Genomic DNA, 13,964 nt, shown 5'->3' with positions numbered 1-13,964 from the left:
TTTTTAGCGGTTTAGCTGAAGGCGTAGGGTTAAAAAATACAATATAGAATAAATAATTAAGCTAAAAGCTAAGTGAGGGCTTTACTTAACTTTTAGCTTTTAGCTTTTAGCTTTGCATCGCATAGGCCGCAGCACCCAATAGGCCCGGTTGGCTTTCTGTGATCACATAGGTCGGCGCTTGACGCGGAATATGTGATAAACGGCCTTTATTTTCAAAGCGCTCTCTGAATGCCGTTGATTTTAAGAAATCAACAAAACGCGGTACTATGCCTCCGGCGATGTAGACACCGCCGACGCTATTGCATGTTAGTGCCAAATTACCTGCAAAGGCGCCGAGTACACGACAAAACACATTGAGTGCGAGGTTACAGTATTCACAGTCATTGCATAAGCCGCGCTCTGATACTTGCTGTGCTGAGAGCTTTTCAGTATTTGGGTTTTGTTTAATGGCAGAAACAGCTTGATAAACTTGCTCTAAACCATAACCCGATAGCAATTGCTCGTAAGAAACGCGCTGCTTAATCTTGTTTAAGAAACGCAAAATCTCGATTTCGAGCTCGCCAACAGGGGCATAATCTACATGACCGCCTTCGCCACTGACACAGTGCCATTTGTCACCAACAGGAATAAGATTCGCAACACCTAACCCTGTACCTGGACCACACACTGAAATAGGTTTACCTGCAACGGCTTCACTGTCACCGATTTTCACTTTTTGTTCATCACTCAAAAGTGGAATAGCCATAGCAATGGCGGTGTAATCATTAATAAGCGTTAAAGACTCAAGCTTTAATGTCTCTTTTAAAGCCGATTGAGAAAACTGCCAAGGCAGGTTTGTCATCGAAATCAAATCATCATCCACCGGACATGCAATGGCTAAACAAGCGCTTAAGCGATTGCCTTCTAATTGCTGCTCGCTGATATACAGCTTTAATACTTCGGCAAGACCGGCATAATCAGCACATTTATAGGTGCTGATATTGCGGTAATAGCCATCGGCTTGCTCGTCGACAATCGCAAGACGAATATTGGTGCCGCCAATGTCGGCGATAATACGGGTTAAAGACTCAGACTGTTGTGTTGTCATGTTATTGAACCTGTAGTGTCAGTGGCTGATGCTGCCAGTTAAATTTCACCGTTAAGGTGCTGTTTTTATTATTCCAATCATAAGATTGAATGATTTGGTCGCCTACCTTAACCTGCTTTGGCTGCTGTTGCCAGTTATGGATTTTTAAGGTGATTTCACGAGCTTTAGGCATGCCCTTGTAGCCTTTACCCTGACGCATAAGCAGCATGCCCAGTTGGCTATTATTCTGCTTCGCAGCGAAGTTAAGTAATTCAAACTCACCACGCTTGTCGGCGTTTATGGTATGGCCATCGTCTTCATACATACTGCCCGTGGCATTTTGCACTTGGTTATCGGCCCAATAATGTAAGGCTAGGTGCTCAGAGCTGTAGTTTTGCGTGGTTTTGAACTTCTCAACCATAGGCACAAATGCCCCCGCTTTAACGAACACAGGGATTTGCTCAAGGTTTACTTCGACTTTATGTGTTTTGCCGCCTTCGAACTTTTTGCCTGTGAAATAGTTAAACCACACACCTTCTGGCAGCGTGACGTCAACAGAACTTAAATTCGCAGAGGTAATAGGGTGTACAAAAAACGCATCGCCCCATAGGTAGCTGTCTTTGTTCGAAAGGTCTGTATTGGCAGCGTCATCCATAAAGGTTGGTCGCATCAGCGGGAGACCCGATTGGCTATTCTGATACGCTAACGTGTAGTTATAAGGCATCATTTGGTATCTAAGTTCGATGAACTGACGCAAAATATCTTGCGTTTCTTTATCGTGGAATACCACTTCTGAAGGAATATGTTCTTGACCATGCGGGCGATAAATTGGTTGGAACACACCGTATTGTAACCAACGGATATACAACTCTTTATTAAATTGCTCACCACCGGCAAACCCACCTAAATCAGAGTGCGTATAACCCAAACCAAACATACCCATTTGCAGTGATAACTCAACTTGCGGTTTTAATCCGCCCCAAGTTCTATTCACATCCCCAGTCCAAGGCACCATGCCGTAGCGCTGAGAGCCTGCAGCACCTGCACGCATTAAAATAAATGGACGTTGTTCAGGTTGCGTCGTTTGTAAATGTTGAAATAACATTTTTGCCCACTGATGGCCGTAGGCATTATGAATGGCATCGGCAGACACTTGCTGGCCATTATCTAAGGTGTGCAATGCATCGCTCGGGTGAACTTCTGGTTCACCTAAATCGCCCCACCAACCTTGTACACCTTGTTCAGCAAGTTCTTGATAAATATAATTAAACCAGTTTCGACCTGTGTCGTTGAAGACATCGACAATACCGGTATTACCAAAGTAAAAATCAAACGTTTTTGGGTTGCCTTCGGCATCTTTTGCCAGTACTTTTTGCGCAACTGCATCGTCCCAACGTTTTGAACTCGAAAGAATAAATGGTTCAGTGATCAAAATAGGTTGAATGCCTTGTTCACGTAGTTCATGGAGCATTTTTTCAGGTTCAGGAAACGCGTCTTTATCCCAAGAAAGGTTGCCCATATGGCCCTGAATGTCCTTACCAAACCAATATAAATCAATGATGATGGAGTCGAGTGGGATATTCAGTGCTTTGAATTTGGCAACCGTGTCCATCACTTCTTGTTGTGTGCGATAGCCAAAGCGTGAGGCAAAATTACCAAACGCCCAGCGAGGTAACATGGGCTGTGTGCCACTGATATCGGTGAAGTTGGCGATAAGTTTAGGGTAAGAATCACCCGCGATGACAATATAAGCGTTACGACCTGCCACAGCTTCGAACTGCAAGACATTTTGTTCAGATTTTGCTAAATCAACCCAGCCTTTGGCGCTGTTATCAAATAGCAGCATATATTGTTTATTGGACATCACCGCAGGTAAGCTGAAGTTCATTTGTACTGATTCAGTCTCGTAGCCGTAATGCGCTCGATTGTACAAAGGTAAGCGATGACCACGGCGGTCCATACCTAATACACGCTCACCTGTGCCAAGCAATTGCTCACCTTCATTTAAGTTAAAGCGAACACCGTGTACGTTATGTGTTTGAGTTTGGCTGTCATGTTGTTCAATCACAGTGCCTGAGTAAAAACCTTGCTCTTCTTTTATCAGTAATTGTTTGCCTTTAAAGTAACTTACTGAATAAGGCTGCGTGGTAATTTCAACACGCATATTGCCTGCTGAGCCAACAAGCACATTGCCTTGCTGTGAAGCCTTTTGACTAAAGAGTAAGGTGTGGTCTTGGTGTGTTTCACTGATGGTATAAGAAGGCAGGTCACTTGCCGACACAACAGCTTGTTTGGCATTGAATACTGCTTCAATGGCACTGTCATTGAGTGCAGAGAAGGTAACATCACCCAGTGTTGTGGTAACCGTCAACTCACCATTTTGATAGCTGTGCGACACATATTTATGCGCTTTTGATACAATTGTATAAGGTTTGTCATTGTTATTATTTTCAAAAGCTTGTACTGCAACTAAAGGGTTTAAAAGCAGCCCTGTAACTAGGCTAATACCCAAAAAAACTTTACTCACACCCAACCTCTTTGTCATTTTTCTTGATGATTGCATCATAGCGTCATTCATAAAACTGCAAATCCTGAATACGTATGCAAAGGCTGTTACGAAAAAATCATAACGCGTATTCTTTATGACAATATTATAACGACTATCCGATTATGCCTCGGGTCTTTTAAAACTGAGTGTCGGTAACCGTGGCACTGAGCACAAAATGAGGTATAGGGCGATGAAGAAGAGTCTTTGGGGTTTTAAATGAAAGAACAAATGTGGTGGCGCGGCGCTGTAATTTATCAGGTATATCCACGCAGCTTCTATGATGCCAACCAAGATGGTATTGGTGATATTCCGGGTATCATCGCAAAATTAGACTACATCAAAAGTTTAGGTGTAGATGCGATTTGGGTATCGCCATTCTTTAAATCTCCTATGAAAGATTTCGGTTACGACATCAGTGATTATCGCGATATCGACCCACTATTTGGTCAGTTATCAGATTTTGATGAGCTGATCGCCAAAGCCCATGACCGTGGCATTAAGATCATGATTGACCAAGTATTAAGTCATACATCTGATCAACATGCTTGGTTCTTAGAAAGTCGTGAAGATAAAACCAATGACAAAGCTGATTGGTACGTATGGGCCGATGCTAAGCCAGATGGCACACCGCCAAACAACTGGATGTCTATTTTTGGTGGTGTTGCTTGGACGTGGGAACCGCGCCGTCAACAATACTACCTACATAACTTCTTAACCAGTCAGCCAGACCTTAACTTCCATAACCCAGAGGTACGTCAAGCAACGCTTGATAATATTGAGTTTTGGCTAAAACGTGGTGTAGATGGCTTCCGTTTAGATGCAATTAACTTCTGCTTCCATGACGCGCAATTACGTGACAACCCGCCTAAAGCGCAAGAACTGCGTACCAATATCGGTTTTGACTCAAAGAACCCGTATGCATATCAGTATCACTACTACAACAATACCCAAGATGAAAACTTGGGCTTTATGGAAGACATCCGCGCACTGTTAGACAAGTACCCGGGCACAGTGGCATTAGGTGAAATTTCGTCTGAAGATTCATTAAAGACCATGGCTGAATACACCCAGGGTGATAAGCGTCTGCACATGGGGTATAGCTTTGACCTTTTAACAGACGATTTTAAAGCAAGCTACATTAAGCAAGTAGTAGAGTCATTAGAAGCACGTGTATCGGATGGTTGGCCGTGTTGGTCAGTGTCGAATCACGATGTTATTCGTGTTGCAAGCCGCTGGGGTAGAACGCAAAGCGCAGAGGGCAATACAACTCTCGCGAAAATGCTGTATGCGATGATTTCATCATTGCGCGGTAGTGTTTGTAGCTATCAAGGTGAAGAGCTTGGTTTGGTTGAAGCTGAAATTGCTTATGAAGATTTACAGGACCCATATGGCATCACGTTCTGGCCACAATTCAAAGGCCGCGATGGTTGCCGTACACCACACCCTTGGGAAAGCCAAAAAGACAATGCGGGTTTTAGCACAGCAAAACCTTGGTTACCTGTGCCTGAAGCACATTATACTACCGCAGTAGATACCCAAGAACATGATGAAAACTCAGTACTAAATAGCTACCGTCATTTCAGTGCATGGCGCAAAGGCTTTGAAGCTATTCTTTACGGTGACATTGAGTTTATCGAAACGCCGGAGCCAATTCTTGCGTTTAAACGTAGCTACAATGGCCTGACACTTTTAGTCTGCTTTAACCTAAGTAATGAAGCGCAAACAATCCGCCTTGAGCAGTTAGGTGTAAGTGAGCTATCACTTATTACAGATCACAAGCTTGTGACAGCGACCATTAATGACAACAACTTAGAAATGCCAGCGTTTGCGAGCGTTTATGCAAAGCTTTCTTAATTGAATGCAAGCATAATACCAATCCTCAAAATAGACTATTTAATATAGAGGATTGGTATAAAAAGGAGATCCTATGTTTAAATCACCATTGAATAAGATTGCCTTGTCGCTCATGTTAGCGACAGGTCTTACAGCGTGTAGCCAATCAGCGAATACGGCAAAAGAGTCAGCAGCGCAGGCGAATACCGCAGCTGCAGCGACGAACGTTGAACAGTTTGAGCGTAAAGCGGCTAAGCTGACACCGTATCAGCAACGAGACTTTCGTGACGAAGTATTCTACTTTGTATTGCCCGATCGTTTTTACAATGGCGATCCGAGTAACGATATGGGCGCAGCTGAACACGACACTAAACGTGCGTTATCACGAGGTGGTTTAGACGTTACTCACAAAGGCATGTATCACGGTGGTGACTTAGCAGGTTTAACTAAAAAGCTGCCTTACCTAGATAACATGGGTATTACCGCGATTTGGTTAACGCCAGTACTACGTAACCGTGCAATGCAAGCCGATACATCGGGTTACCACGGTTATTGGATCTTAGATTTTACCGAGATTGACCCACACTGGGGTTCAAACGCAGAGCTTAAAAACTTCATTGACCAAGCGCACGAACGCAATATCAAAGTGTACTTTGACATCATCACTAACCACACTGCTGACGTGATCAAATACGAACAGTGCCATGGTAAAGATGGCCTAGGGTGGTTGGTAGAAGGTGACCGTTGCCAATTTAAAGACAATAATACACCAGAAAACGAGCGCTATAAGCCACTGATCCCTAGAGGCGAAGAAGCAGTTAAAGTACCCGCTTGGCTAAATGACATTGATTTATATAATAACCAAGGCGACTCACATTGGTCGGGCGAAAGCTCAATCAAAGGTGATTTTGCAGGGTTAGACGATGTCGACACCACACAACAAAAAGTGGTTGATGGCATGATCGATATCTACAAGAACCTGATCACCGAGTTCAAGCCTGATGGTTTTAGAATTGATACAGTAAAACACGTAGACATGTCATTCTGGGAGCAGTTCTCGCCGGCACTGATGGATCATGCTGCCTCATTAGGTATCAACAACTTTATGATGTATGGCGAAGCGTATAGCTTTGAGCCAGAACTACTTAGTACTTTCTTAACTGAAGGTAAAATGCCATCGGTACTCGACTTTGCACTTCAAGGCTGTATTGAAGCGGTTGTGGTGAATCAAAAAGGCACAAGTGAACTGACAAAGCTTTTCGCGAAAGATCATTTATACAAGCATGAAGATGGTTTTAATGCCAATCACCTTGTGAGCTTTACGGGTAACCATGATATGGGCCGTATTGCATATCGCTTAAAGAGCAGCGAGTTTAACTATAGTGAAAGCGAAATGGTTGAACGTACTCTATTAGCCCATGCATTGATGTACTTTAGCCGTGGTGTACCGGTTATTTACTACGGTGATGAGCAAGGCTTTGTGGGTGACGGTGGCGACCAAGATTCAAGACAAAACATGATGCCATCATTGGTTAAAACCTATAACGATGATGACCTGTTAGCCACAGATAAAACCACAGCTGACGACAACTTTGATACATCGCACCTGTTCTATCAGCGTTTTGCTGAATATGCTGAGCTATATCAAGCGCATATCGCACTACGTCAAGGTGAGCAAAGCATTCTATTCTCACAAGATGAGCCTGGCTTATTCGCCATCAAACGAGCGTATCAGGGTGAGCAAGGTAAGCAAAACCTAGCGGTTATCTTTAATAACAGCACGAAATCTCAGAGCATTAAGCTGACTGGGATGAGTGAAAATGCGAAACTGATTTATCAATCAGCTGAAGGTGAGAAAGGCCAAGTAGTTGGTCTTGGATTTAGCGTTTATCAGCTAGATTAACCAAATAAAGGCCAATTCATCACACCGAAAAAAGCCCCATTTGCTTATGCTGATGGGGCTTTTTTGTTTATTGCCTGAGTTAGCTATCTCAAAAACGCAAGCTGTTCATAGTTTTCTAAGAATGTTTTTAAATTCGCCGAGAGCTCGATGGCAATAAAACTCACGTCTTCGACTTGTTCGGCATTGCTTACCCTGACGACATCTTCATCAGCAAATTGCCAATATTGTTGATCATACTTAGGACCTCTGACCGCTCGAAGTAAAGATTGATAGTAGGCTTTATGATTTGCGCCAAGAATGGTATCTACTTCTTCAAGTGTGATACGAATATTATTGTTTAGCTCTAGCCATTCTCTCGATTTTTTTAGCTGTTGTTCAAATGGGAAGGCCATCATGCTTTCTACAGCGACTTTATCAAAGAGATTAATGTTTTTCTGTACGTCTTTTAGATTGGCTTTTAATCCAGCGCAAAGCGTATCACAAGTTGCTGTTTTAACTGTGCTTAAAAGCTGCTGTTGCATTAATTTTAGCTGCTCAATGTGCTGCGTATTTAACGTGATTAAATGGTAAGCCTGATTGCTTTGCTGCCAAGGCGTTAATTCAATTGTTTTTTCTGAGTTTTGAATCAGTGAATTTAGTTGAAATAAGAATTCGTTTAACTCAATGATATTCCATTCTATTGGTGCTTCACTTAGCAATTTCTGCCCTTGTGAAATTAAAGCAGAGTGCTTGTCTAATAAGGTATAGGTGCTTTTAACTAGCTTTTGTAAAGCGTCGTCACTGAGGATCTGTTTAAGAACAGTGTCGGCCGCCATTGAATTGTCTAATTTCTTAGCTTCAGCGGCTAAATTAAATGCCGTTATCAGATCTTGTTGAATAAGATGTGCCCGTGATTGTGTGACTTTATCAATGGCTGTTTTGTGTTGCTGTGCTCGCTGTTGCCACGATGTCTCACCGAGTTCAACAAGTTGCTGCGCGAATTGATATTGGCTTTGGTGATCTCTTTGTACTTCAGCCTGGTAGTAACTTTCTTCAAGTTTACTTTCTTTACTACAGGCGGCAAGTAGACAAACACTTAAAAATATAAGACTTTTTCTCATAACAATCACTGTTTTCCGTAACCTGAAAGTTACTATAGTGGAAACAGGTTTGGAATGTAACCATTATTATTTTGCATTTTATGTTTCATTGGTAATGCTTTTTTTACTATAAAGTTAACTTTTGGTAAATCGGTACAGTTTGATTTATTGTTACTAAAATCAGTCGCTTATGATAGTTGACTCAGTTGTTCACATTGTATACGGTGAATATCTGATAAAAATAATAATCAAGGATTGTAGCAAGTGATTGAAGTTAAGAACTTATATCGCGAATACGGCAATGGGGAAACGCGAGTCACCGCGTTAAACGATGTTTCTATCTCCATTGATGAGGGCGAATTTGTTGCCATTATGGGCTCTTCGGGCTCGGGAAAATCAACCCTCATGAACATCTTAGGCTGTCTTGATACACCGACACAGGGTGAATACTTTTTGTCGAGTCAGTCTATTCAAGATATGCGCGATGAAGACTTATCAAAAATAAGAAACGAGCGTATCGGTTTTATTTTCCAAACCTTTCACCTTTTAACCCGCTTGAGTGCACTTGAAAATGTCACCCTGCCACTGCGTTACAGCGAGACTTCACCAGAAGAAGCCAAGCAAAAAGGCTTAGCCATGCTTGCCAAAGTCGGACTTGATCATAGAGCAGGGCACAAACCGAATGAAATGTCGGGTGGTCAAAGACAAAGGGTGGCAATTGCTAGAGCCCTAGTGAATGAGCCAAAAGTCATTTTTGCCGATGAGCCTACAGGTAACTTAGATAGCAAAACCTCTCACGAAATTATGTCACTGCTATGTGACTTACACCATCAAGGGCACACCATTGTGATGGTGACCCACGAAGACGATATTGCCGAGTATGCAAAACGTATTATCCGAATGAAAGATGGTGTGAAAATAGAGGACAGCCGCCGATGAAAGCTAATTTAAAACGATGCACATTAAAACCATTGTGTTTGGCTATGTTGCTTTCAAGCTCAATGCTCAGCGCTAATAGCTATGCAGAGGATGTTCAAAGCATTTTCATCACAGGTGAAATCAAGGCCGGTGATAGCCAAACTTTCTTTTCGCCACAAAGTGATACTTGGCGTGTGCAAATTGAATGGATGTTGCCAGAAGGCGAAGTGGCGAAGCCCGGCGATGTGGTGGTGGTTTTCGAAGGCGGCTCAATCGCCAGCACCATAGAGCAAGATGAGGTCAGCCTTAATAACGCGCAAGATGAATTAAAGCGACAGAAAAATAAAGGCAAGCAAACTATTTTAGAAGCTGAGTTTGCTTTGACTCGGGCTGAGTTATTACTCGAAAAAGCGAAAATTGATGCCGCTGTGCCGAAAAGTCATGTCAGCGTGTTCGACTACGAAGAAAACCAGCTCAAACTTGAGCAAGCGGTGATCCAAAAACACAAAGCTAAAGCCAGTCTAGCTGAAGCAAAAACCACAGCGCAGGTGAATATTCGTAAACAAGAAATCGAAATCGCACGTTTACAAATTAACTTAAAAGAAAACCGAGAACGCTTAAATGACTTAACCCATAAGGCAACCAATCAAGGCCCGATCTTATATGCAAATCACCCTTGGTATGGGTCTAAATTATTTTCGGGGGCGACGGCACAACCAGGCTGGAAAATTGCAGAAATTCCAGCTATGACAGGGCTCTACCTTGAGGCTTGGGTACATGAAATTGATTATAAGCACCTTACGCTTGACCAAAGCGTTAATTTGACCCTAGACGCCTACCAAAAAACACCTATTACAGCCAAGTTAACTAATTTATCAACACAACCTGAAGAACGAAAAGAATGGGGGAAAGACGCCTATTATCGTGCTGTTTTCTCATTTGATGAAACACAAAAGCTAAAAATACTGCCGGGGATGACTGGGCGTGTGCGTTTACAAGGAGGCCAAAGTGAATAAGTTTAAATTAGGCATACTAGCCAGTATTGTCGCTTTATCATTAGCTGGCTGTGGTAGTGATGAATTTGACTATCACACTGTCGAGAAAACCAGTTTTCAACTTGCTGTACAGGCCAATGGTGAACTAGAGTCAGCAAAGCAGTCGCTGATTGCGCCTCCTTCCATTGCTCGCATGTGGCAATACAAGGTAAAGTTTCTAGCGCCTGAAAACAAGCAAGTTAAAAAAGGCGAGGTGGTTGCATCGTTTGACGACAAACCTGTTCGCGATCGCTTAATTGATAAAAACAGCGAATATGATCGTGCAGTCAAAGAACTAGAGAACCAAAAAGCACTCGAAATTAAAAACCAAGAAGAGCTTAAACTAGCCCTTGCCGAAGCGCAGATGAACTTTGATATTGCTGAGCGTAAAGCCGACATTAACGATGATTCGCTTTCAGACAACGATAAGCGCAAGGCGCAGATAGATTTCACCATTGCTAAAAATGACCTAGAGCTGGCACAAAAAAAATTAACATTTCAAAAAGAAACCAAAGAGCTCAATATTCGATTGGCTGAAGGCAAAGTAGGCCGCTTGAAGGCCGAAGTTGACGCACTAAAGCAAGACATCGAAAGGCTTAAAGTTAAAGCCCCTATGGATGGTATTGTGATGTATTACAGTAATTCGAGTGGTGAAAAGCCGACGGTGGGTGAAAGTGTGCAATTTGGCCAGCCAGTTATTGAAATGGCAGTAATAGAAGACATGCAAGTAAAAGCACAAATAGATGAAGCAGACTTTGGCCGTATTGCCCTTAATCAACATGTTAAAGTCACCATAGATGGCCCCGAGCCGCTCATTACTTCAGGTAAAATTACTACCATTGGCAGTGCTTTTCGTGAAAAATCACCACAAGACAAACGCCGCATAGTTGATACCCTGATCACCTTAGATGACATTGATGCTGCGATCATGCGTCCTGGCTTAACTGCTCGGGTAGAAATCGCCACAGATAAAATTGAAAATGTGTTAGTTGTGCCTATCTCGGCCTTACACAATGAGCAGTCAAGTGGAGAGCGAGCCAGCGCTTACGTGATAGAAAAAGGCGGCGATAAACTGTCTGTTCAAGTCAGTAATATCAGTAATGGCTTTGCTGTGATCACAGAGGGAGTAAAACAAGGAGATGAGGTACGTCTATGAAATATTTAGCGATAGTGATCAGTGCATTATTACTAACGGCTTGCTCAGAACTGGCAGAAGTTGATGTGCAATTAACCTATGTGGTTAAAACAGCACCATTTAAGAACTATGTTGAGGCAAAGGGCGAATTAATCGCAGCAACAGAAACTGTGATCAGTACGCCTGTTTCTTCGCGTGGTCCACAAACGCTCGCATGGTTAATGCCTGAATATTCGCAAGTGAAAAAGGGTGAAGTGGTAGCGAGATTCGACGGTCGTGTCATGAGTAAGCAAAAGCGCGAAAATGAATTTTCAAACAATAAAGTTTCACAAGACTTGTCTGGTAAAAATTCTGAGATTGACACAAGAAGAAAGCATCTAGGGTATGACATTGATATCGTTGAAGAAGAAAAGCAATTTGCTGAAACCTTCTCAATTGATGATGTACGCATCATCTCCAAACTCGATATCTTAGAGCAGGCACAAAAGGTTGATTACCTAAATGCAAAAACAGACTATTTTAATTGGCAATCAGAGCAATTTAATAGCAGTGCCCAAGGTGAATTAGATCTCTTAAACATGCAGAGTCAGCAGCACCAAAGCAAAATTGATATGCTCAATGGTAACTTGTCGTCATTAGAAGTTGTTGCTCCCCATGATGGCTTGTTAACGCACAGTGTGAACTGGCGCGGCGAAAAACCAAGAGCTGGGCAAACACTTTGGCCGGGCCAGAAAATTGCGGGTTTACCGGATATCTCAGTGATGCAAATTAAACTATTCGTGAAAGAGCGCGAAGCCATTAACTTGCAGCAAGGCCAAACACTGGAGTTTTCTTTGATCTCAGATCCGAGCAAAACTTTTACAGGTAAAGTGACCAAGCTTGCGCCCTTTCCTAAATCAATCAAACGCCAAGACCCACAAAAATACTATGAGCTCACCGCCAGTATTGATGAGCAAGGTGCACATTTGCGACCAGGTCTAAAAGTCACGGCAAATATCATTGCCAACCAAGCAGCCGAAAAACTGGTTGTGCCTAAGTTTAGTGTATTTGCCGATGAAGACGGTGCGTATGTGCAACTTAAAACGGCCTCGGGTTTTAGCAAGACCCCTGTGAGTTTGGGGCAAAGCAACTTAAGCCATGTTGAAATTACTCAAGGCCTCTCAGAGGGAGATGTGATTGCGTTAGTCGATAAGGAGGGCAAATTATGAATCTAGTGGGCTTATTTAAAGATGCTGTAGTACAGTTACAGCAACATAAACTACGCACCTTTTTGACACTGCTTGGCATGATCTTCGGGGTAGGTGCGGTAATCGCCATGCTAAATATTGGCGAGGGCGCTCAGCGTGAAGCGTTGAAAATGATCGACTCTATGGGCCTCAACAATGTCATTATTGAAGCCAAAGACTTCGAAGAAGAAGAGCTCAGAGAGCAGCGTAAACACTCAGATGGCCTGTCGCTCAATGATGGTAAAGTCGCCGTTGAAGCCTTGCCATTTATCACTGATTTTGCCGCAGAGAAAGTAGTCGAAACCTACCATGTATTCAGTGAATACGCTAAGTTCGAAGGCCAAGCTGTGGGGGTCAGTGAAAACTACTTCAAGCTGGCGCATTTCGATTTAAGTGCAGGGCGCTTGCTAAACGAGCAAGACGGACAACACTTTTCACAGGTAGCGCTGCTAGGCGCCAATACCGCTAAAACTTTGTTTCCACTTGGTGATGCGGTAGGTAAGTCAGTTAAAATCAACCATCTTTGGTTTGAAGTCGTGGGTATTTTAGAAGCGCCTTTTTTGAAAAAGAAAGAGTTTCAAGGGGTGAAGCTAGGCGACGAACAAAACCAGATTTTTATCCCGTTAAAAACAGCCATTCACCGCTTTAAAAGTGAGTTGCTCGACCCAGAAATATCGCGCATTAAGCTGGCAACTGAGCCGGGCTTTAGCCCAGTGATGGCCGCACAAGCCATTGATGCCTTGGTTAAGGGGCGTCATAACGACATTGATGATTACAAGCTGATTGTGCCTGCCGCGTTATTAGCACAGCAAAAGCAAACCCAGCAAATTTTCAATATTGTAATGTCGTGCGTGGCAGGTATTTCATTGCTGGTGGGCGGTATCGGTATCATGAATATCATGCTGGCAACAGTGTTAGAGCGCACCAAAGAAATTGGTTTACTTCGCGCCATTGGTGCCACGCAAAAAGACATTCAAGTTCAATTTATTACCGAGAGTTTTACTATCTCTATCTTAGGTGGCTTGCTTGGAGTGTTTTTCGGTATCGCTTTATCTGAGCTAATTGCATTCTATTCAGAATGGGCAGTATCTTGGTCGCTCAGCGCCATCGTTTTATCGTTCAGCATCTGTGCATTGGTGGGCTTAACATTTGGTGTTTACCCAGCTATAAAAGCGTCAAAGCTTGATCCGATAGAAGCACTGCAGAGTGATTGATTTTCGAT

The 13,964-nt window shown here is 42.9% G+C and carries 10 protein-coding genes; 7 read left to right on the top strand and 3 right to left on the bottom strand.

Going from position 1 to position 13,964, the window contains the following annotated elements:
- Positions 1–106: 106 nt before the first annotated feature.
- The gene (locus tag CWB72_RS14445) at positions 107–1,087 is read right to left on the bottom strand and encodes a glucokinase (RefSeq protein ID WP_138632712.1); all 981 of its coding nucleotides are present in this window, start codon (positions 1,085–1,087) and stop codon (positions 107–109) included.
- Position 1,088: 1 nt separating this feature from the next.
- Positions 1,089–3,593, bottom strand: coding sequence for a TIM-barrel domain-containing protein (locus CWB72_RS14440; RefSeq protein WP_252371565.1), 2,505 nt, complete (start codon positions 3,591–3,593; stop codon positions 1,089–1,091).
- 237 nt (positions 3,594–3,830) lie between these two features.
- On the opposite strand from CWB72_RS14440, the gene CWB72_RS14435 reads away from it, so the two are divergent.
- Positions 3,831–5,468: an alpha-glucosidase family protein gene (locus CWB72_RS14435; protein ID WP_138632709.1), complete on the top strand. Its 1,638-nt coding sequence runs from the start codon at positions 3,831–3,833 to the stop codon at positions 5,466–5,468.
- Positions 5,469–5,541: 73 nt separating this feature from the next.
- Positions 5,542–7,350 carry an alpha-amylase family glycosyl hydrolase gene (locus tag CWB72_RS14430; RefSeq protein ID WP_252371564.1) on the top strand — a complete coding sequence of 603 codons (1,809 nt, stop codon included), beginning with the start codon at positions 5,542–5,544 and terminating at the stop codon, positions 7,348–7,350.
- 83 nt (positions 7,351–7,433) lie between these two features.
- Here the strand turns inward: CWB72_RS14430 and CWB72_RS14425 are convergent, their stop codons facing one another.
- Positions 7,434–8,450 (bottom strand): hypothetical protein, encoded by a 1,017-nt coding sequence (locus CWB72_RS14425; RefSeq protein ID WP_138632706.1) that lies wholly within the window; start codon positions 8,448–8,450, stop codon positions 7,434–7,436.
- A 243-nt stretch (positions 8,451–8,693) separates the two neighbouring features.
- On the opposite strand from CWB72_RS14425, the gene CWB72_RS14420 reads away from it, so the two are divergent.
- The 5 genes from CWB72_RS14420 to CWB72_RS14400 are packed head-to-tail and all read left to right on the top strand — an operon-like array spanning position 8,694 to position 13,956.
- On the top strand, positions 8,694–9,368 hold the full coding sequence (locus CWB72_RS14420) for an ABC transporter ATP-binding protein (protein ID WP_138566321.1): 675 nt from the start codon (positions 8,694–8,696) through the stop codon (positions 9,366–9,368).
- Positions 9,365–10,363 (top strand): HlyD family secretion protein, encoded by a 999-nt coding sequence (locus CWB72_RS14415; protein WP_138632703.1) that lies wholly within the window; start codon positions 9,365–9,367, stop codon positions 10,361–10,363. Before CWB72_RS14420 ends, CWB72_RS14415 begins: the two co-directional genes overlap by 4 nt.
- Entirely contained in the window at positions 10,356–11,537 is a 1,182-nt protein-coding gene (locus CWB72_RS14410; protein ID WP_138632700.1) for an efflux RND transporter periplasmic adaptor subunit, read from the top strand. Before CWB72_RS14415 ends, CWB72_RS14410 begins: the two co-directional genes overlap by 8 nt.
- Complete coding sequence (locus tag CWB72_RS14405) at positions 11,534–12,724, top strand: efflux RND transporter periplasmic adaptor subunit (protein WP_138632697.1); 1,191 nt, start codon at positions 11,534–11,536, stop codon at positions 12,722–12,724. Before CWB72_RS14410 ends, CWB72_RS14405 begins: the two co-directional genes overlap by 4 nt.
- Positions 12,721–13,956, top strand: coding sequence for an ABC transporter permease (locus CWB72_RS14400; protein WP_138632694.1), 1,236 nt, complete (start codon positions 12,721–12,723; stop codon positions 13,954–13,956). Before CWB72_RS14405 ends, CWB72_RS14400 begins: the two co-directional genes overlap by 4 nt.
- Positions 13,957–13,964: the final 8 nt, after the last annotated feature.

The sequence above is a fragment of the Pseudoalteromonas phenolica genome, from assembly GCF_005886345.1.
Taxonomy (GTDB): domain Bacteria; phylum Pseudomonadota; class Gammaproteobacteria; order Enterobacterales; family Alteromonadaceae; genus Pseudoalteromonas; species Pseudoalteromonas phenolica_A.
This window is presented reverse-complemented; position numbering and strand designations above follow the sequence as displayed.